We start from the raw sequence: 19685 nt of genomic DNA on the forward strand, positions 1-19685 counted from the left end.
TGTCAGAGGTACCGAGAATGCAAAAATACGTTAAAAAGTTTAAAAATGCATCAAAATAAAGAGTCACAAAACACGTTGCAAACCAACGTGATGCCAGAGAAGTTAGCCCTGTATCCTGCTCATCGTTTTTCTATCGCGCCGATGCTCGACTGGACGGACAGACATTGTCGCTACTTCCTGCGTCTGCTGTCTCGCCAGACGTTGCTCTATACCGAGATGGTAACTACCGGGGCGATCATTCATGGTAAAGGCGACTATCTGGCATACAGCGAGGAAGAGCATCCGGTGGCGTTGCAGCTTGGCGGCAGCGATCCGTCGGCGCTGGCGCAATGCGCGAAACTGGCGCAGGCGCGAGGATATGACGAAATTAACCTTAACGTAGGCTGCCCGTCTGACCGCGTACAAAACGGCATGTTTGGCGCCTGTCTGATGGGAAATGCGCAACTGGTGGCGGATTGCGTGAAGGCGATGCGGGACGTAGTGTCGATCCCGGTAACGGTCAAAACCCGTATCGGTATTGACGATCAGGATAGCTACGAATTTCTCTGTGACTTCATCAATACGGTCGCCGGTAAAGGCGAATGCGAGATGTTTATTATCCACGCGCGCAAGGCCTGGCTCTCCGGGCTCAGCCCGAAGGAAAACCGCGAGATCCCGCCGCTGGATTACCCGCGCGTTTACCAGTTAAAGCGTGACTTCCCGCATCTGACCATGTCCATCAACGGCGGTATTACGTCGTTGGAAGAGGCGAAAGCGCATCTGGAGCATATGGATGGCGTGATGATCGGGCGCGAAGCCTATCAAAACCCGGGCATTCTGGCCTCCGTTGACCGTGAGATCTTTGGCGCGACCACGGCGGATGCCGATCCTGTGGCTGTCGTTCGCGCCATGTATCCGTACATTGAGCGTGAACTGAGCCAGGGGACATACCTCGGGCATATTACCCGTCATATGCTGGGGCTGTTTCAGGGGATTCCTGGCGCGCGCCAGTGGCGCCGTTATCTGAGCGAAAATGCCCATAAAGCAGGCGCCGACATTGACGTGCTGGAACATGCGCTGAAACGGGTGGCGGATAAGCGTTAAGTTCTCACTAAAAGTTAGTCAATTTCACCACGCCCTGCGCACAGTCGCGGGGCGTTTTGTTTGCAAATCAATAGATTAATTTTGGCATGTTTCTTGTAATGGTCTGAATATGTCGGCCCGCAAAGCGCTACGCCACCGGGCATTCCATATTCAGGGGGAATCATGCTGGAACTACTTTTTGTGATGGGCTTTTTTATCATGCTGATGGCCACCGGCGTGTCATTGTTGGGGATTCTGGCTGCGCTGATGGTGGCGACCGCCGTGATGTTCCTGGGCGGGATGTTTGCGTTGGTGATCAAACTGCTGCCGTGGTTGCTGTTGGCTGTTGCCGTGGTGTGGGTCATCAAAGCGGTAAAAACGCCAAAAATCCCACAGTATCAGCGCAATAACCGTCGGTTTTACTAAGGTACTGTGCAGAGGATCACAACCTGTAACTTTCTTCTTAGAAGCAAATAGGAATTGATTATCAAATCTGTCACTATTGCGCGGCTAATGAATTCATCGAGCTGTACCCTACATACAGCCGAACTAAAAAAGAAAGGGCTTCCCGTGTGGAAGCCCTAATTCTTTTCCCCGTCATACTACGGAATGAGCAGGCTCGATCCCTGCGTTGCCCGGCTTTCCAGCACCTCATGCGCGCGCTGCGCATCTTTCAACGCGTATTTCTGATTCTCCGCGACCTCGACTTTTATCACGCCGCTGGCAATCAGTGAAAACAGCTCGTTGCTGGCTTCGGTCAATTCATCGCGACTGGTGATGTAACCCTGGAGAGAAGGGCGAGTGACGTACAGCGAGCCTTTTTGGTTCAGGATGCCTAAGTTAACGCCGGTCACCGGGCCGGAAGCGTTACCAAAACTCACCATCAGCCCCCGGCGTTGAAGGCAATCCAGCGACGCTTCCCAGGTATCTTTCCCGACTGAATCGTAAACCACCCGTACTTTTTTGCCGCCGGTAATCTCTTTCACCCGTTCAGCGATATTTTCTTCACGATAGTTAATCACTTTCCATGCGCCAGCCTGTAAGGCAATTTGCGCTTTCTGCGCGCTGCCTACCGTGCCAATAAGTTTCGCGCCCAACGCTTTAGCCCACTGGCAGGCGATAAGGCCCACGCCCCCGGCGGCGGCATGGAACAAAAACGGTTCGTCGGGTTTAACCTCATAGGTTTTGCGCAGCAGATAAAAGACCGTTAACCCTTTCAGAAAAGAGGCGGCAGCCTGCTCGAAAGAGATCGCTTTAGGGAGAATGGCGGCCTTATCGGCGGGAACATTGTGTACCGAACTGTAAGCCCCGAGCGCAGACTGGGCATAAACGACGCGGTCGCCCGCTTTAATATGTTTAACGTTGCTGCCGACTTTACTCACCACGCCCGCCGCTTCGGTGCCCAACCCGCTGGGCAGGGATGGCGGTGGATAGAGCCCACTGCGAATATAGGTATCAATGTAGTTGATGCCAATCGCTTTATTTTCGACCTGGATTTCGTTTTCCGCCGGGTCTACAGGGGTAAAGTCCACTGCTTTCAGGACGTCAGGGCCACCGTGCTTGTGAAATTCAATTCGTGTTGCCATGCTTCCTCCAGAACGTATCGTAAGGGTCCACTTATATGGTAAAGTTTCGACCCATTCTTTATCTCGGTAACTCCATTCACTATGGCAGGAAATAAACCCTTCAACAAACAACAGACTGATGCGCGTGACCGTGATTTGCAGGTTGACGGGCTGAAAGTGCCGCCGCACTCGATTGAAGCGGAACAGTCGGTGTTGGGCGGTTTAATGCTGGATAACGAACGCTGGGACGATGTCGCCGAACGCGTAGTGGCGGATGACTTTTATACCCGGCCGCACCGGCATATTTTTACCGAAATGCACCGTTTGCAGGAGATGGGGAAACCCATTGACCTGATCACGCTGGCGGAGTCGCTGGAAATTCAGGGGCAACTGGACAGCGTTGGCGGTTTTGCTTACCTGGCGGAGTTATCCAAAAATACGCCAAGTGCGGCGAACATCAGCGCTTATGCGGATATTGTCCGCGAACGTGCCGTTGTTCGCGATATGATTTCCGTCGCCCATGAAATTGCCGACGCGGGTTACGATCCGCAGGGGCGCAACAGCGACGAGCTGCTGGATCTCGCGGAATCTCGCGTTTTCCAGATTGCGGAAAACCGCGCCAATAAAGACGAAGGCCCGAAAAGCATCGATCAAATCCTCGATGCGACCGTGGCGCGCATTGAAACCCTTTTCCAGCAGCCGCATGACGGTGTGACAGGGGTCGATACCGGTTATCAGGACTTAAACAAAAAAACCGCCGGTTTGCAGCGCTCGGATCTGATCATCGTTGCGGCGCGTCCGTCGATGGGTAAAACGACATTTGCGATGAACCTCTGCGAAAACGCCGCGATGTTGCAGGAGAAACCGGTACTGATCTTCAGTCTGGAGATGCCCGGCGAACAGATTATGATGCGTATGCTGGCGTCGCTGTCGCGCGTGGACCAGACGCGCATTCGTACGGGTCAACTGGATGACGAAGACTGGGCGCGTATTTCCGGTACGATGGGCATCCTGCTGGAGAAGCGCAATATGTATATTGACGATTCATCCGGCCTGACGCCGACGGAAGTTCGTTCGCGCGCCCGTCGTATCTACCGTGAACATGGCGGGTTAAGCCTGATCATGATCGACTACCTGCAACTGATGCGCGTACCGTCGCTCTCCGATAACCGTACGCTGGAAATCGCGGAAATCTCCCGCTCGCTGAAAGCGCTGGCAAAAGAGCTACAGGTGCCGGTGGTGGCGCTGTCGCAGCTTAACCGCTCTCTGGAACAACGCGCTGATAAACGCCCGGTCAACTCGGATCTGCGTGAATCCGGCTCCATCGAGCAGGATGCCGACTTGATCATGTTTATCTATCGTGACGAGGTTTATCACGAAAACAGCGACTTAAAAGGCATCGCAGAAATTATTATTGGTAAACAACGTAACGGCCCAATCGGTACGGTACGTCTGACGTTTAACGGGCAATGGTCGCGTTTCGATAACTATGCGGGACCGCAATACGACGACGAGTAAATCTCCTTCATCATTCACGCCGCAGATGCGTTGACTGCGCCCGCTTACCCCTTCGGGGACAGCGCGTTTTGTCCTGCAACGCGAATGATTTTGGCGATTCTTTTTATAAGGAATTCAAATGCAAGCGGCAACTGTAGTCATTAACCGCCGCGCTCTGCGACACAATCTGCAACGTCTGCGTGAACTGGCGCCTGCCAGCAAGCTGGTTGCGGTCGTGAAAGCGAACGCTTACGGACACGGTCTTCTGGAGACCGCGCGAACGCTCCCTGATGCCGACGCTTTCGGCGTCGCCCGCCTTGAAGAAGCCCTGCGCCTGCGGACGGGCGGGATCACGCAGCCCATTCTGTTGCTGGAAGGTTTTTTTGAAGCCACCGATCTGCCAGTCATCTCTGCACAGCATCTGCATACCGCCGTGCATAACGAAGAACAGCTTGCCGCGCTGGAAGCCGCCGGGCTGGATGAACCGGTAACGGTGTGGATGAAACTGGATACGGGAATGCATCGTCTGGGCGTGCGTCCTGAAAAAGCCGAAGCGTTTTATCAACGGCTTACGCAGTGTAAAAACGTGCGCCAGCCGGTAAATATCGTCAGCCATTTCGCCCGCGCCGATGAGCCAGAATGCGGTGCGACCGAGCAGCAACTCGATATTTTTAATACCTTCTGCGAAGGTAAACCGGGGCAACGTTCCATCGCCGCTTCCGGCGGCATCCTGCTGTGGCCACAGTCTCATTTTGACTGGGCGCGACCGGGCATCATCCTCTACGGCGTCTCGCCGCTGGAAAATCAGTCCACTGGCGAAGATTTTGGCTGTCAGCCGGTCATGTCGCTAATCTCCAGCCTCATTGCCGTTCGCGAGCATAAAGCGGGCGAACCGGTGGGCTACGGCGGCACATGGATCAGCGAGCGCGATACGTGTCTGGGCGTGGTTGCTATGGGCTATGGCGATGGTTATCCGCGTGCGGCGCCATCCGGTACGCCGGTGCTGGTTAACGGTCGGGAAGTGACGATTGTCGGTCGCGTGGCGATGGACATGATCTGCGTCGATTTAGGCCCTCAGGCGCAGGACAAAGCAGGCGATCCGGTCATTTTGTGGGGTGAAGGTCTGCCCGTTGAGCGCATTGCGGAAATGACAAAAGTGAGTGCTTACGAACTTATCACGCGCCTGACATCAAGGGTTGCGATGAAGTATATCGATTAAATACGTGCCGGGTGGCGTATTGATCCCAGGCCGGATAAGGCGGATACCCCGCCATCCGGCGATATTCACATCAACATCCTCTCGATCTTCTCTCGCTTCCGGTTTATTGTGTTTTAACCCCCTGCCTGTAAACCTGGAGAACCACAGCGTGTTTCAAAAAGTTGACGCCTACGCTGGCGACCCGATTCTTTCGCTTATGGAGCGTTTCAAAGAGGATTCGCGTAGCGACAAAGTGAATCTCAGCATCGGTCTGTATTACAACGAAGAGGGCATCATTCCTCAGCTTAAAGCCGTTGCCGAAGCGGAAGCCCGGATTAATGCACAGCCGCACGGCGCGTCGCTGTACCTGCCAATGGAAGGTCTCAATACCTATCGCCATACCATTGCGCCGTTGCTGTTTGGCGCCGATCATCCGGTTCTTCAGCAGCAACGCGTGGCGACAATTCAGACGCTGGGCGGTTCCGGCGCGCTGAAGGTAGGGGCGGATTTCCTGAAGCGTTATTTTCCTGAATCCGCCGTGTGGGTCAGTGACCCGACCTGGGAAAACCACATCGCAATTTTTGAAGGCGCTGGTTTCGAAGTAAGTACTTACCCCTGGTATGACAACGCCACTAACGGCGTACGTTTCAACGACTTGCTGGCGACCCTCAACACCTTGCCTGCCCGCAGCATTGTGCTGCTGCATCCGTGCTGCCATAACCCGACCGGTGCTGATTTAACCCATTCGCAGTGGGATGCGGTTATTGAGATCCTGAAAGCGCGCGAGTTGATTCCGTTCCTCGACATTGCCTATCAGGGATTTGGCGCCGGTATGGAAGATGATGCCTACGCGATTCGCGCCATTGCCAGCGCCGGATTGCCCGCGCTGGTCAGTAACTCTTTCTCGAAGATCTTCTCGCTGTATGGCGAACGTGTGGGCGGGCTTTCGGTGGTCTGTGAAGACGCTGAGGCCGCAGGCCGCGTGTTGGGTCAGCTCAAAGCCACCGTGCGCCGTAACTACTCCAGCCCGCCGAATTTTGGCGCGCAGGTGGTTGCCGCCGTACTGAACGATGAGGCGCTAAAAGCCAGCTGGCTGGCGGAAGTGGAAGCAATGCGTACGCGTATCCTGGCGATGCGTCAGGAACTGGTGAATGTCCTGAACGCCGAGATACCGGGCCGTAACTTTGATTATCTGCTGCAACAGCGCGGCATGTTCAGCTATACCGGCCTGAGCGCTGCACAGGTGGACCGTCTGCGTGATGAGTTCGGCGTCTACCTGATCGCCAGCGGACGCATGTGCGTGGCGGGTCTGAATTCCGGCAATGTCCAGCGCGTGGCGAAGGCGTTTGCTGCGGTGATGTAAGTGATTGTGTTGCCGGATGGCGGCGTTGCCTTATCCGCCTACAAAGCAGCCCGTAGGCCCGGTAAGCGGTAGCGCCACCGGGCGACCTGCCGGATGGCGGCGTTGCCTTATCCGGCCTACAAAGCAACTCGTAGGCCCGGTAAGCGGTAGCGCTGCCCCCTCCATTCATATGTGATCATCCTCTTTTTCTGTAACAAAACCGCAGAAAATTCTTCCTTTCACCTGCCGCTGGGGTTATGGTCAGAGAGTTTTTTGACCAGTCAATATAATTAAAAATCATAACTAACTGACTATTTAGGGAAAAATATGCGCAAGATAACCCTGGCCTTGAGCGCCTTTTGTTTACTTTTCACGTTAAATAATTCAGCAATCGCCCTGGCGTCCTCGCCGTCGCCGCTAAATCCTGGCACCAATGTTGCGAAACTCGCCGAGCAGTCTCCCATCCACTGGGTTTCTGTCGCGCAGATCGAAAATAGCCTGGCGGGTCGTCCTCCCATTGCTGTCGGGTTTGATATTGATGACACCGTGCTGTTTTCCAGCCCTGGCTTCTGGCGCGGCAAAAAAGTCTATTCGCCAGAAAGCGAGGATTATCTGAAAAATCCGGCATTCTGGGAGAAGATGAACAACGGCTGGGATGAGTTCAGCATTCCGAAAGAGGTGGCGCGTCTGCTTATTGATATGCACGTCCGGCGTGGCGACAGCATCTTTTTTGTCACGGGGCGGAGCCAGACGAAAACCGAAACCGTCTCGAAAACGCTGGCTGATGATTTCCACATTCCCGCAGCCAATATGAATCCTGTGATTTTTGCAGGCGACAAGCCGGGCCAGAACACCAAAACGCAGTGGCTACAGGAGAAAAATATCCGCATCTTCTACGGCGACTCCGACAATGACATTACGGCAGCCCGTGACGCGGGCATTCGTGGCATCCGCATCCTGCGCGCCTCCAACTCTACCTATAAACCGTTGCCGCAGGCCGGCGCGTTTGGGGAAGAGGTGATTGTGAACTCGGAATATTAAAACCGGCGGAACCTTTTGCCCCAGGACTGATAAAACGCATTAGCGTCGCCATCAGGCAATAAGCGGCACGGGTGCCGGATGGCGGTGCAGGCACCTTATCCGGCCTACAGTGGCATCATCCGGCAAGATTCTCAATCGCTGTTTTTTTGAACAAAATTGAGCTGCTGGCTTTTACCTTTGGCGGACTTGCTGCAAACTGAGTAAGAGACGTTCTCAGTGGGGCAATATGCTTAAAAGGGGAATAAGAAGATGACCAATTCGGAGTTACTGCAATATTGCATGGCAAAAACAGGCGCGGAACAGAGCGTTCACAGTGACTGGAAAGCCACACAAATCAAGGTTGAAGATGTGCTTTTTGCCATGGTGAAAGAGGTGGAAAATCGCCCGGCGGTATCTTTGAAAACCAGCCCTGAACTGGCGGAGTTGCTGCGCCAGCAACACAGCGATGTGCGACCAAGCCGACATCTTAATAAAGCGCACTGGAGCACCGTCTACCTGGACGGTTCGCTACCGGATTCGCAAATCTATTATCTGGTGGATGCCTCTTATCAACTGGCGGTAAGTACCCTGCCGGAGGACAAGCGTAAGCTGTTGGTGCAGCCGTGAGCCGTTTTGCCGGATGCGGCGCAAGCGCCTTATCGAGCCTACAAACTATTACGCATATTCTGTAGGCCCGATAAGCGCAGCGCCATCGGGCATTATTACAGCATTGGCTTGAGGAAACGGGCAGTATGTGACGCTTCACACTCTGCGACCGTCTCCGGCGTCCCGGAAACAAGAATTTCGCCGCCGCCGCTGCCGCCTTCCGGGCCGAGATCGACAATCCAGTCCGCCGTCTTAATGACGTCCAGGTTGTGCTCAATCACCACAATGGTGTTGCCCTGGTCGCGCAACTGGTGCAGCACGTCCAGCAGTTGCTGAATATCGGCAAAATGCAGACCGGTGGTCGGTTCATCCAGAATGTACAGCGTCTGCCCGGTGCCGCGTTTCGACAATTCACGCGCCAGCTTCACGCGCTGTGCTTCACCGCCAGAGAGCGTGGTGGCGGACTGACCGAGACGGATGTAGGTCAGTCCCACGTCCATCAACGTTTGCAGCTTACGCGCCAGCGCCGGAACGGCGTCAAAGAATTCGCGCGCTTCTTCGATGGTCATATCCAGCACTTCGTGGATAGTCTTGCCCTTGTACTTAATCTCCAGCGTTTCGCGGTTATAGCGCTTGCCTTTGCACTGGTCGCACGGTACGTAAATATCCGGCAGGAAGTGCATTTCAACCTTGATGACGCCGTCGCCCTGACAGGCTTCGCAGCGCCCGCCGCGCACGTTAAAGCTGAAACGTCCCGGCGTATAGCCGCGTGAGCGTGATTCCGGCACGCCAGCGAACAGCTCACGTACGGGCGTAAACACGCCGGTATACGTTGCCGGGTTAGAGCGCGGCGTACGGCCAATTGGACTCTGGTCGATGTCGATGACTTTGTCGAAATGCTCCAGCCCCTGAATATCACGATACGGCGCAGGTTCCGCAATGGTCGCCCCGTTTAACTGGCGCTGGGCAATCGGGAACAGCGTGTCGTTGATAAGCGTGGACTTACCCGACCCGGATACGCCGGTAATACAGGTAAACAGGCCAACCGGCAGCGTCAGGGTGACGTCTTTCAGGTTGTTGCCGCGCGCGCCGGTCAGCTTCAGCACTTTCTCCGGGTTCGCGGGAACGCGCTGTTTCGGCACTTCAATCTTGCGTTTGCCGCTCATGTACTGGCCGGTGAGGGATTCCGGCACCGCCATAATCGCCTCCAGCGGCCCTTCGGCCACGACCTGACCGCCGTGTACGCCAGCGCCGGGGCCGATATCGATCACATGGTCGGCGGCGCGGATGGCGTCTTCGTCATGCTCCACCACAATCACGGTATTGCCGAGATTACGCAGGTGAATCAGCGTTCCCAGCAAACGTTCGTTATCGCGCTGATGGAGACCGATAGACGGTTCATCCAGCACATACATCACGCCTACCAGCCCCGCGCCAATCTGGCTGGCCAGACGGATACGCTGGGCTTCGCCGCCGGACAAGGTCTCTGCCGAGCGGGACAGCGTCAGGTAGTTGAGGCCGACGTTTACCAGGAACTTGAGGCGGTCGCCAATCTCCTTGAGGATCTTCTCCGCAATCTTTGCTCGCTGGCCTGCGAGCTTGAGATTGTTGAAGAAGTCCATCGCATGGCCGATGCTCATGTCGGAGATCGCAGGCAGCGGAGTATTCTCGACGAAGACATGACGTGCTTCACGGCGCAGACGCGTGCCTTCACAACTGGCGCACGGACGGTTGCTGATGAATTTAGCTAACTCTTCACGTACCGCGCTGGACTCCGTCTCTTTGTAACGGCGCTCCATGTTGTGCAGCACGCCTTCGAACGGATGGCGACGCACGGAGGTGTCGCCACGATCGTTGATGTATTTGAACTCGATGCTCTCTTTGCCGGAACCGTACAGAACGACTTTATGCACATTCTGACTCAGACTTCCCCACGGCGCTTCCACGTCGAACTTATAGTGTTCCGCCAGCGATTTCAGCATCTGGAAATAATAGAAGTTACGGCGATCCCAGCCGCGAATCGCGCCGCCAGCCAGAGAAAGCTCCGGGTTCTGGATCACGCGATCGGGATCGAAATATTGCTGTACGCCGAGGCCGTCACAGGTCGGGCAGGCTCCCGCCGGGTTGTTGAACGAGAACAGACGCGGTTCCAGCTCGCGCATACTGTAGCCGCAAATTGGGCAGGCGAAGTTGGCGGAGAAGAGCAGCTCTTCCGCTTTCGTATCGTCCATATCCGCGACGATCGCGGTGCCGCCGGAGAGTTCCAGCGCGGTTTCAAAAGATTCCGCCAGGCGCTGGGACAGATCGCTACGGACTTTGAAACGATCGATCACGACCTCAATGGTGTGTTTCTTTTGCAGCTCCAGCTTCGGCGGATCGGAGAGATCGCAGACCTCGCCATCAATACGGGCGCGGATGTAGCCCTGGCTGGCCAGGTTTTCCAGCGTTTTGGCGTGCTCGCCTTTGCGCTCTTTAATAATGGGCGCCAGCAGCATCAGGCGTTTGCCTTCCGGCTGAGACAGCACGTTATCCACCATCTGGCTGACGGTTTGCGCCGCCAGCGGGACGTCATGATCCGGGCAGCGCGGTTCACCCACGCGGGCGAACAGCAGACGCAGATAGTCATGTATTTCGGTAATTGTACCTACCGTAGAGCGCGGGTTATGGGATGTCGATTTCTGCTCAATTGAGATAGCGGGCGACAGCCCCTCAATATGGTCGACATCTGGTTTTTCCATCAAAGACAGAAACTGACGCGCATATGCGGAAAGGGATTCAACGTAACGACGCTGCCCTTCGGCATACAAGGTGTCAAAAGCGAGCGAGGATTTGCCAGAACCCGAAAGCCCGGTGACGACAATCAGTTTGTCGCGCGGGATGACGAGGTTGATGTTTTTGAGATTATGGGTGCGGGCGCCCCGAACTTCGATCTTATCCATTCACCTTTCCCGGATTAAAACGCTTTTTCCCGGCCGCATGGCGCTACCGGCGATCACAAACGGTTAATTATGACACAACTCAACCTGAATGGATATACAGTATTGGAATGCAAAACACAGGCTACTGTGTAACAATGTCCGCCCAAGGTTGTTTACTGGAATCAGCCTCGCATCGTAGTAAAAACGCTATTGGTAATGCTACAATCGCGCGTTTACACTTATTCAGAAACGTTTTTCAGGAGACTCGATCATGGCCAGCAGAGGCGTAAACAAGGTGATTCTCGTCGGTAATCTGGGCCAGGACCCGGAAGTACGCTACATGCCAAATGGTGGCGCAGTTGCCAACATTACGCTGGCTACTTCCGAATCCTGGCGTGATAAGCAGACCGGTGAGATGAAAGAGCAGACGGAATGGCACCGCGTTGTGCTGTTCGGCAAACTGGCGGAAGTGGCCAGCGAATATCTGCGTAAAGGTTCTCAGGTTTACATTGAAGGTCAGCTGCGTACCCGTAAATGGACCGATCAGTCCGGTCAGGACAAATACACCACTGAAGTGGTGGTCAACGTTGGCGGCACCATGCAGATGCTGGGTGGCCGTCAGGGCGGCGGCGCTCCGGCTGGCGGCAATATGGGCGGCGGTCAGCAGCAGGGCGGTTGGGGTCAGCCTCAGCAACCGCAGGGCGGTAACCAGTTCAGCGGCGGCGCGCAGTCCCGTCCGCAGCAACAATCCGCTCCGGCACCGTCTAACGAACCGCCAATGGATTTCGACGACGACATCCCGTTCTGATGAATTAAAAAAGCTCCCTTCACGGGAGCTTTTTTTGGCTGAAATAGCGTGCAATTAAATAGCAGGCTTGTCAGTTTTGTCACCGGACGTAAATATATCTACAGACTTTATGGGTTATTTCCTTTCTTGCTTATGATCAAAAAAGACAGGGTATTATTGATTATTATTCCCCCGTTATTTTGGTCGAATGAATGCTGAATCTTGCCAGGTCTTTTCAGGGATATGTGATTGGCCTGTCAGCTAACTTAAGGAAATCATCATGAATAAAGTTATTTTAATGCCCGTTGATATTCTGGCGATGGATCTCTCTGACAAAGCCATTGCCTATGCTGATCATATGGTGGACAAAGAAAACGGCGTGATCCATCTGCTGCATGTGTTCCCTAAACTGGGTACCTCCCCAATGCGTGGTTTTGCCTCGGATATCAGAAAATACGAGGAATACATGACGAATGACGCGCAAGAAAAAATGCTTAACCTTGCGAGAAAATTCAAAACGCCGCTGGAGAATATTCGTTTTGAAGTCCGTCATGGCAATATTCGTGATGAAGTAAATAACGCGGTAGAAGCGCATAACGCCGAGATGATTATCATCGGTTCGCGCAAGCCGGGTATTGCAACGCATTTGCTCGGTTCGGCTGCGGCGAATATTTTGCGATACGCGAAAATTCCGGTGATGGTCATTCGTTAATCTGCCATGCCCGGTGGCGCTTTGCTTACCGGGCCTACAAAATGCCTCCCCCATCGGCAAAAAAAAGCCTCCGCTACGGGAGGCTTTTTGCTTCGCGGTGAACCGCCGGCTATTTCCGGCGGAATTTACGGGTGAGCGGTTTCTCTATCTCCACAATGCAGAACAGCACTGCGCCGATAGCGAAGGTTATGCCCCAGTAACGCAGCGGCAGCGCTTCTGTGCCAAACAGCATCTGCATGAAAGGCATATAGATAATCGCCATTTGTAACAGCAACAGAATGCCGCTGACCATCCAGATGCCTTTATTCATCAGCAGCCCGCGTCCCAGCGAGAAACCATCCGAAACCCGACAGTTGAGCATATATACCCACTGTGCGGTGACCAGCGTCTGCAACAGCACGGTACGGATAAACTCCGGGCTGTGGCCGCGAGGCTGCAACCAGGCTTCCAGCGCAAAGGCGCAGGCCGCAATTAATGTTCCGACAAAACCGACGCGCCAGATAGCAAAGGCATCCATGACGTTCTCATTACTCTGGCGTGGCGGGCGTCGCATGATGTTGCGCTCACCGGCTTCAAATGCCAGCCCGAACGACAGCGTGGCGGAGGTCGCCATGTTCATCCACAGAATCAGTACCGGCGTGAGCGGGATCAGGTTCCCAGCCAACAGGGCAATGATGATCAGCAGACCCTGTGCCAGGTTGGTGGGCATGATGAACAGAATCGTTTTCTTCAGGTTGTCGTAAACGCGACGCCCCTCCTGCACGGCGCTGGCGATGGTGGCGAAGTTGTCGTCCGTCAGTACCATGTCCGCGGCTTCTTTTGTCACTTCCGTGCCTTTGATGCCCATCGCGATGCCGACGTCCGCCTGCTTCAGCGCGGGAGCGTCGTTGACTCCGTCGCCGGTCATACCGACAATCTCGCCTTTGTTTTGCAGCGCCTTCACCAGACGCAGTTTATGTTCAGGGCTGGTGCGGGCAAAGATGTCGTAAGTGACAGCAGCTTCGGCTAATGCCGCATCGTCCATCTGCTCCAGTTCGTAGCCCGTTACCGCGTGGGTGCTGTTATGAATCCCCAGCATGCCGCCGATACTCATGGCCGTTTGCGGGTGATCGCCGGTGATCATCTTCACGCGAATCCCCGCCTGCTGGCAGGCCTGGATTGCGTCAATGGCCTCTGGACGCGGCGGGTCCATCATACCTGCGATGCCCAGGAAGATCAGGCCGTCATTCAGGCACTCATGGGTGAGAGAGGCGGCTTCTGCACGCCCTGGCTTCCAGGCTGCCGCAACCATGCGCAGACCTTCTTTAGCATAGCGCGCGATCTCCGCTTCCCAGTGATTTTGCGTAAAGGCTTCAGTACCGGTAGCGGTCTGCTGTAGCTGGCACAGTTTAAACAACACATCTGGCGCGCCGGTCACCAGTACGCGCTCTTCATTTCCAATGCGATGGTGCGTCGCCATGTATTTGTACTGCGAATCGAACGGGATTTTGCTGCGCAGTTCAGTTTCAATGGCGGGAAGGCGTGCTTTTGCCGCCAGCACTTTTAAGGCTCCTTCCGTTGGCCCGCCGGTGATGCCCCAGTGACCGTTTTCGTCCTGAATCAATTGGCTGTCATTACACAGGTCGATAGTGCGAAGGTAGTTCTCCAGCAGGCTGCCGGGCAGGATCTCTACCGCAGCGTCGCTCTCCTCAGTATGGATCTCGCCCATTGGCTCATAACTGTTGCCCTGAACGCGGTAATTTTTGTCCGCCGTAATAATGGCTTTTACCGTCATCTCATTCATGGTCAGGGTGCCCGTTTTATCGGAACAGATCACGGACATCGCACCCAGCGTCTCGACCGTTGGCAGCTTGCGGATAATGGCGCGTTTGCGGGCCATCGTCTGTACGCCGAGCGACAGAATAATTGAGATGATCGCGGGCAGCCCTTCCGGTACGGCCGCGACGGCAAGGCTAATCAGAGAAAGCAGCAGTTCGCCCATCGGCATATCGCGCAGCAGCAGGCTGAACACAAATAGTCCTGCCATCATGGCGACGATAATGGCGAAAATGGCTTTGCCGAGTTTATCCATCTGAACCAGCAGCGGGGTACGGTGCTTCTCAATGCCCGTCATCATCTGGTTGATGTGGCCGAGTTCAGTCTCTTCACCGGTGGCGATAACCACGCCCAGCCCGGCGCCTGCGCTGATGGTGGTGCCGGAGAACAGCTGATTTTTACGATCGCCTAACGGCAGTTCGCCGGTAAGGGTGTCGGCTGTTTTATCGACAACGGTGGACTCGCCCGTCAGGATGGCCTCTTCAACCCGCAGGTTATGGGCTTCCATAACGCGAAGATCTGCCGGGATGCGATCGCCTGCGCGCAGCACGACGATATCGCCCACCACCAGTTCGGTTGTGGGGACGGTTTCATGTTGACCGTTGCGGATAGCGACCGCTGAGTTCGACAGCATATTGCGGATGCTTTTCAGCGACTTTTCCGCGTTATTTTCCTGAATGTGGCCAATCAGCGCGTTGATAATGGCAACACCCAAAATGACGGCCGTATCCACCCAATGACCCATGACCGCAGTCAGCACCGCCGCAGCGATCAGGACATAAATCAGAACATCGTGGAAATGCGCCAGGAAACGTAGCCATGCCGGTTTGCCTGTTTTTTCTGGCAGCGCGTTAGGCCCATGCTGCGCGAGGCGCGCGCTGGCTTCATTTTGCGTCAGCCCGGAAGGCTGACTCTGCTTTTTTTCAAGTACCTCGTTAACAGATTGCTGGTACGGTTTTTTTTCAACGCATGGCGCAGAATGGAGACGATTTTTATTCGGCATTCTGGTCAATTTAAAATTCCTCGAAGTATAAAATGCATAATGTTTTGAATCGCGCTTATACTATTAAAATAAAGAGTCTGAATTATTGACATTAATCAATGGCGTTTCGTTAAAGATTATTTTATCTTGATGGTTAGATAACGCTTGTAGCGTATATTTTCAGTGTTTTGATGGAAGTGTAAATTTAGTAAAGGAGGTAATTATGTTAGGAATATATAGCGGTAGGCGATTGATGTTACTGGTTATTTTTGCAATCATCATCGCGGTAATTAGCGGGATTTCAACCTACGCTTTCGTTAAATATCTGGGTTGAAAAACACTAAATATAGTGTTCCTTACATAACTTTTAAATATTTAAGGTTAATGACAGAGAATAAAAATAAAGGGCATAAGAATATATTTTTGATGAGCAGTCTGACAGGATGAACAGACTGCTCTGGACAGGTAAAAATATGGCTAGCAGACTAACGAATAATACACATTGGTTTTCCTGTTAGCGGTTCAGGGTGAATTTCCGCATCAACCTGAAATACCTTGCGTAATAATTCTGGTTGCATCACATCAACAGGTTGCCCTTGCGCAATCACATTCCCCTGCGCCAGCACGACAAGATGATCGCAATAGCGACTTGCCTGATTCAGATCGTGCAGTACCGTCACGACCGTTTTCCCCGCCTGTTTTAGCATCTGCATGAGCGCCATCAACTCCACCTGATGATTAATGTCGAGCCAGGTGGTGGGTTCATCCAGTAATACAATGGGCGTATCCTGCGCTAACACCATCGCCAGAAACACGCGCTGCCGCTGACCGCCGGACAGCTCCGTCAGCCGCCTTTCTGCCAGCGCGTCAGTGTGCGTCTGCGCCATTGCCCGGTTGACATGCTGATGGTCGTCGCGAGAAAGCCGCCCCCACAGCGGCAGCCACGGGCTGCGGCCATAGCTGACCAGTTCCCGCACGGTGATCCCTTCCGGCGTCATGTGCTGTTGCGGCAGTAGCGCCAGGTGACGCGAAAGCGCGCGGGGTGAGAATGCCGACAGCGGCTTACCCGCAATGTGCAAGGTGCCGGATTGCGGTATGAGCAGGCGGGCAAGGCATTTCAGCAGCGTCGATTTGCCGCAGCCATTAGGCCCCAGTAATGCGGTGATCTGCCCGGCGGGTAGCGTAACCGACAGGCCGTCAAGAATGCGTTTATCACCGTATCCGGCAGTCAGGTTTTCACATCTGATATCCATTTAGCGCATCCTCACAAGCAACCAGATAAACCACGGCGCGCCGATAATGGCGGTGAGCATGCCTGCCGGAAGCTCCGTGGGAGGGTTAATGATCCTTGCCAGCAAATCGGCCAGCGTTAAGACAAATGCGCCGATTAGCGCAGCGCCGGGCAGCAGCCAGTGATGGCGCCCTCCCAGCAGGCGTCGGGTCAGGTGGGGCACGACCAGGCTGACGAAAGCTATCGGCCCGCAAACTGCCACGCTGGTGGCTGCCAGCGCGACGGCGAGGAGCAATCCCAGGCGCTGTGCCCGCCTGACCGGGACGCCGAGCGTGCTGGCGCGATCATCGCCCAGCGCCAGCAGATCCAGATCGCGGCAAAACCAGGCGCTGAGTGGAATAAGCGCCAGCATTATCGGCAGCGCCACATACACAAACGACCAGCCGCGTCCCCATAAACTGCCGGTCAGCCACAGCAGCGCGTTGTTAACGTCCTGCGGGCGGGAGAGCATCAGGTAATCCGTCAGGCTGGCCCAGGTTGCCGACAACGCCACGCCGATTAACGCCAGGCGCAGGGGGGAGGAGCGACCCGCAATCGCACGCAGTAAGATCAGCGCACAAAGCCCGCCCACAAATGCCAGCAGCGGCAGCCAGACGACCGACAGCGATGGCAGCAGCATGAGTGCGCTTACTGTTGCCAGACTGGCGGCATGGTTCACCCCTAAAATATCCGGCGAGGCCAGCGGATTACGCACGATGCCTTGCACCAGTACGCCGGAAATCGCCAGGGCGGCGCCGACGAATATCGCCAGCAGCAGTCTCGGCAGACGATACTGGGTCAGAACATAGTGGTGCTCGTGACCGGTATGCCAGCCATCGATCAGCGCGGACCAGGGCAGGGGAACCACGCCCAGACGCAATGACAGCAGCGCGGTGATACTCAGCAGGAGCAACGTGATGAGCAGAATAAAGGCTTTCATCCACGCCTCCTTGCCAGCCAGACAAAACACGGCGCGCCAATCAGCGCCAGCACTGCGCCTGCCGGAAGCTCGCCCGGCCAGGCCAGTGCTCGCGCCAGAATATCCGCCAGCAGCATAAACGTTGCGCCCATCAGCAGGCTCATCGGCAGCAACTTACGCTGGTCGTGACCTGACCACGCCCTGGCCAGATGCGGCATTAACAGGCCGATAAACGCCACCGGCCCCGCCACGCTGACGCAGGCGCCGACCAGCACCAGCACGCCGATATTGACGGTAAGCCGCAGCCGAAACAGGTTTACGCCGAGTGTGTGTGCGGCGACATCGCTGACGTTGAGCAGATTAAGGGCGTTCGCCAGCAGCAGCATGACGGGAATAATCACCAGAACAAAAGGAAAGAGCTGCCAGAACTCGGCCCAGCGCACATGGGCAATACCGCCCGCCAGCCATGAAAAAATGCCGTAAGCGTGGTCTTCCGCCAATAACAGCGTGATGCGGGTCAGCGCCATACACAGCGCGGAGAGCGCGATTCCGGCGAGAATCAGTTTGTTGCGGTCGGGCTCCTGTCGCCAGCCGCCGCCAGCCAGCATCACCAGAAGCCAGGCGAGGCCTCCGCCTGCGGCGGCGATAAACGCGATGGAATACCCGCTGAGCAACATGGGGCTGAATGCGCTGGTTAACGCTATCGCCAGTGCCGCACCGCTGTTAATGCCGGTCAGAGAAGGGGAGGCTAGCGGGTTATGGGTCAGGGTTTGCAGCAATGTTCCCGCCAGGGCAAGGCTGGCGCCAATCAGCAATGCCACCAGGCTGCGCGGCAGACGTAAATTACGCACCAACGCCTCCGAAAGCGGAGGCGTTGAAGAAGGAAACAGGGCATGCAGAGCACTGACGGGTGAAATCGGGATCGCCGAGTAGCAGAACAGGCTCAGCCAGAACGCTGCCAGGAGCGCCAGTACGGGCGCTCCCCAAATGATCAATGTCCTCATTGCGTGGTATCAGGCGTCTGGTGATGAAAGATTTTCACCGTATCGCCGGCAATGCGTTCCGCAGCGAAAATCCCGCGCATCCGCGCCCAGCTATTGCTATCGACAGCGGCAACCTGGTGGTGTTGCGACGCCTGGAGCATGGACCATAACGTATCCTGCTGCCAGCGTTTAACGATGCTCTCCTGGCGGTAGTGCGCGACAATCAGCCACTGCGGATCGAGCGCCAGTAGCCGCTCCAGATTAATCGTGGTCATTGGCGCAGAGTTGATTGCCTCCGGCACGCGCAGACCCAGCGCAGCGAGCACGCCGCCCGTATACGATTCGCGGCTGTGCAGATTAAACTGCTGTTCGCGTGAGGTGCCGAATACCACGCTGGCCCCTTTCGGCAAGTGGGCGGCAAACGCGCGCATACGTTCCCGATGCAACGTCAGCCGTTTTTGCATTTCAGCATGTTTACCTGATACTTTCCCGATGATCGCGGCGGATTGCAGATTTTCAGCGTACGTTTCATTACGGGATTTGAGCAACAACACGGGGGCGATCTCTTGCAGCGCGGCGTAAATCCCTGCGTGGCGGCTGCTGTCAGCGATAATCAGGTCAGGTTTTAGCGCGCCGATCGCCTCAAGGCTCGGCTGAGCGCGGGTGCCGACGGACTGCCATTGCCCGATAATCTGACGCACTTCCGGCAGCAGACGCGTGGGATCGTTGTCATCGGCGATCCCCACCGGACTGACGTTCACCGCCGCCAGCGCATCGGCAAACGACAGTTCCAGTACGACAATCCGTTGCGGCGTTTTATTCAGGGTAAAGGCGCCGTGTTCATCCTGCACCGTCACGGCAAAAACCGGCGCTGCCAGGACGATCAGGCTGAAAAAATAAACGCGAATAAAAGCAAACATAGTCAACTCCGGTTACCGGATGGCGCTGCGCTTACCTGGCCTACGTCACTCTGTAGGCCGGGTAAGGCATTTACGCCGCCACCCGGCAA

General features: G+C 55.3%; 16 protein-coding genes. 9 read left to right on the forward strand and 7 right to left on the reverse strand.

Translation table 11 applies throughout. The features are described 5' to 3' along the window. Positions 1-45: 45 nt before the first annotated feature. Both dusA and pspG read left to right on the forward strand, forming a co-directional pair. Positions 46-1083, forward strand: coding sequence for a tRNA dihydrouridine(20/20a) synthase DusA (gene dusA / locus OGV67_RS18685; RefSeq protein ID WP_110123652.1), 1038 nt, complete (start codon positions 46-48; stop codon positions 1081-1083). 162 nt (positions 1084-1245) lie between these two features. After that, complete coding sequence (gene pspG, locus OGV67_RS18690) at positions 1246-1488, forward strand: envelope stress response protein PspG (protein WP_012134631.1); 243 nt, start codon at positions 1246-1248, stop codon at positions 1486-1488. 176 nt (positions 1489-1664) lie between these two features. On the opposite strand, the gene OGV67_RS18695 is transcribed toward pspG, so the two are convergent. Continuing rightward, a complete protein-coding gene (locus tag OGV67_RS18695; RefSeq protein ID WP_012134630.1) occupies positions 1665-2648 on the reverse strand; it encodes a quinone oxidoreductase in 984 nt (327 codons plus the stop codon). 81 nt (positions 2649-2729) lie between these two features. On the opposite strand from OGV67_RS18695, the gene dnaB reads away from it, so the two are divergent. The 5 genes from dnaB (at position 2730) to OGV67_RS18720 (ending at position 8311) form a co-directional block, all read left to right on the forward strand. Further along, a complete protein-coding gene (gene dnaB / locus OGV67_RS18700) occupies positions 2730-4145 on the forward strand; it encodes a replicative DNA helicase (protein ID WP_012134629.1) in 1416 nt (471 codons plus the stop codon). Between the two features lie 118 nt (positions 4146-4263). Next, positions 4264-5343 carry an alanine racemase gene (gene alr, locus OGV67_RS18705; protein ID WP_071257671.1) on the forward strand — a complete coding sequence of 360 codons (1080 nt, stop codon included), beginning with the start codon at positions 4264-4266 and terminating at the stop codon, positions 5341-5343. A 148-nt stretch (positions 5344-5491) separates the two neighbouring features. Continuing rightward, complete coding sequence (gene tyrB, locus OGV67_RS18710; RefSeq protein ID WP_071257673.1) at positions 5492-6685, forward strand: aromatic amino acid transaminase; 1194 nt, start codon at positions 5492-5494, stop codon at positions 6683-6685. Positions 6686-6991: 306 nt separating this feature from the next. Beyond that, positions 6992-7705, forward strand: a complete 714-nt coding sequence (gene aphA / locus OGV67_RS18715; RefSeq protein WP_012134616.1) for an acid phosphatase AphA — start codon at positions 6992-6994, stop codon at positions 7703-7705. 249 nt (positions 7706-7954) lie between these two features. After that, positions 7955-8311: an MmcQ/YjbR family DNA-binding protein gene (locus OGV67_RS18720; RefSeq protein ID WP_012134615.1), complete on the forward strand. Its 357-nt coding sequence runs from the start codon at positions 7955-7957 to the stop codon at positions 8309-8311. A 95-nt stretch (positions 8312-8406) separates the two neighbouring features. Here the strand turns inward: OGV67_RS18720 and uvrA are convergent, their stop codons facing one another. Continuing rightward, positions 8407-11229 carry an excinuclease ABC subunit UvrA gene (gene uvrA, locus OGV67_RS18725; RefSeq protein ID WP_012134614.1) on the reverse strand — a complete coding sequence of 941 codons (2823 nt, stop codon included), beginning with the start codon at positions 11227-11229 and terminating at the stop codon, positions 8407-8409. Positions 11230-11479: 250 nt separating this feature from the next. On the opposite strand from uvrA, the gene ssb1 reads away from it, so the two are divergent. Both ssb1 and OGV67_RS18735 read left to right on the forward strand, forming a co-directional pair. Next, positions 11480-12016 carry a single-stranded DNA-binding protein SSB1 gene (gene ssb1 / locus OGV67_RS18730; RefSeq protein WP_047459655.1) on the forward strand — a complete coding sequence of 179 codons (537 nt, stop codon included), beginning with the start codon at positions 11480-11482 and terminating at the stop codon, positions 12014-12016. A 259-nt stretch (positions 12017-12275) separates the two neighbouring features. Continuing rightward, positions 12276-12707 (forward strand): universal stress protein, encoded by a 432-nt coding sequence (locus OGV67_RS18735; protein ID WP_012134612.1) that lies wholly within the window; start codon positions 12276-12278, stop codon positions 12705-12707. Positions 12708-12816: 109 nt separating this feature from the next. Here OGV67_RS18735 and OGV67_RS18740 read toward each other — a convergent pair whose 3' ends face one another. The 5 genes from OGV67_RS18740 to OGV67_RS18760 all read right to left on the reverse strand — a co-directional run bounded on the left by OGV67_RS18740 (position 12817) and on the right by OGV67_RS18760 (position 19596). After that, positions 12817-15525 (reverse strand): cation-transporting P-type ATPase, encoded by a 2709-nt coding sequence (locus OGV67_RS18740; protein ID WP_115615249.1) that lies wholly within the window; start codon positions 15523-15525, stop codon positions 12817-12819. Positions 15526-15989: 464 nt separating this feature from the next. Beyond that, positions 15990-16757 (reverse strand): Fe(3+) dicitrate ABC transporter ATP-binding protein FecE, encoded by a 768-nt coding sequence (fecE, locus tag OGV67_RS18745; RefSeq protein ID WP_012134609.1) that lies wholly within the window; start codon positions 16755-16757, stop codon positions 15990-15992. Next, positions 16758-17714, reverse strand: a complete 957-nt coding sequence (gene fecD / locus OGV67_RS18750; RefSeq protein ID WP_049011977.1) for a Fe(3+) dicitrate ABC transporter permease subunit FecD — start codon at positions 17712-17714, stop codon at positions 16758-16760. It lies immediately after the preceding gene. Further along, the gene (fecC, locus tag OGV67_RS18755; RefSeq protein WP_114848701.1) at positions 17711-18697 is read right to left on the reverse strand and encodes an iron-dicitrate ABC transporter permease FecC; all 987 of its coding nucleotides are present in this window, start codon (positions 18695-18697) and stop codon (positions 17711-17713) included. Before fecC ends, fecD begins: the two co-directional genes overlap by 4 nt. Beyond that, on the reverse strand, positions 18694-19596 hold the full coding sequence (locus OGV67_RS18760) for a Fe(3+) dicitrate ABC transporter substrate-binding protein FecB (RefSeq protein ID WP_115615248.1): 903 nt from the start codon (positions 19594-19596) through the stop codon (positions 18694-18696). Before OGV67_RS18760 ends, fecC begins: the two co-directional genes overlap by 4 nt. Positions 19597-19685: the final 89 nt, after the last annotated feature.

This window comes from Citrobacter sp. CK188 (assembly GCF_030333525.1).
GTDB lineage: Bacteria > Pseudomonadota > Gammaproteobacteria > Enterobacterales > Enterobacteriaceae > Citrobacter_B > Citrobacter_B koseri.

Excerpts from the sequence above, each read along its gene's own strand:
- dusA (WP_110123652.1), top strand. The coding sequence starts at position 46 with ATGCATCAAAATAAAGAGTCACAAAACACGTTGCAAACCAACGTGATG.
- OGV67_RS18695 (WP_012134630.1), bottom strand. The coding sequence starts at position 2,648 with ATGGCAACACGAATTGAATTTCACAAGCACGGTGGCCCTGACGTCCTG.
- uvrA (WP_012134614.1), bottom strand. The coding sequence starts at position 11,229 with ATGGATAAGATCGAAGTTCGGGGCGCCCGCACCCATAATCTCAAAAAC.
- OGV67_RS18720 (WP_012134615.1), top strand. The coding sequence starts at position 7,955 with ATGACCAATTCGGAGTTACTGCAATATTGCATGGCAAAAACAGGCGCG.
- alr (WP_071257671.1), top strand. The coding sequence starts at position 4,264 with ATGCAAGCGGCAACTGTAGTCATTAACCGCCGCGCTCTGCGACACAAT.
- aphA (WP_012134616.1), top strand. The coding sequence starts at position 6,992 with ATGCGCAAGATAACCCTGGCCTTGAGCGCCTTTTGTTTACTTTTCACG.
- fecE (WP_012134609.1), bottom strand. The coding sequence starts at position 16,757 with ATGGATATCAGATGTGAAAACCTGACTGCCGGATACGGTGATAAACGC.
- OGV67_RS18740 (WP_115615249.1), bottom strand. The coding sequence starts at position 15,525 with ATGCCGAATAAAAATCGTCTCCATTCTGCGCCATGCGTTGAAAAAAAA.
- fecD (WP_049011977.1), bottom strand. The coding sequence starts at position 17,714 with ATGAAAGCCTTTATTCTGCTCATCACGTTGCTCCTGCTGAGTATCACC.
- OGV67_RS18760 (WP_115615248.1), bottom strand. The coding sequence starts at position 19,596 with ATGTTTGCTTTTATTCGCGTTTATTTTTTCAGCCTGATCGTCCTGGCA.
- pspG (WP_012134631.1), top strand. The coding sequence starts at position 1,246 with ATGCTGGAACTACTTTTTGTGATGGGCTTTTTTATCATGCTGATGGCC.
- fecC (WP_114848701.1), bottom strand. The coding sequence starts at position 18,697 with ATGAGGACATTGATCATTTGGGGAGCGCCCGTACTGGCGCTCCTGGCA.
- dnaB (WP_012134629.1), top strand. The coding sequence starts at position 2,730 with ATGGCAGGAAATAAACCCTTCAACAAACAACAGACTGATGCGCGTGAC.
- OGV67_RS18735 (WP_012134612.1), top strand. The coding sequence starts at position 12,276 with ATGAATAAAGTTATTTTAATGCCCGTTGATATTCTGGCGATGGATCTC.
- ssb1 (WP_047459655.1), top strand. The coding sequence starts at position 11,480 with ATGGCCAGCAGAGGCGTAAACAAGGTGATTCTCGTCGGTAATCTGGGC.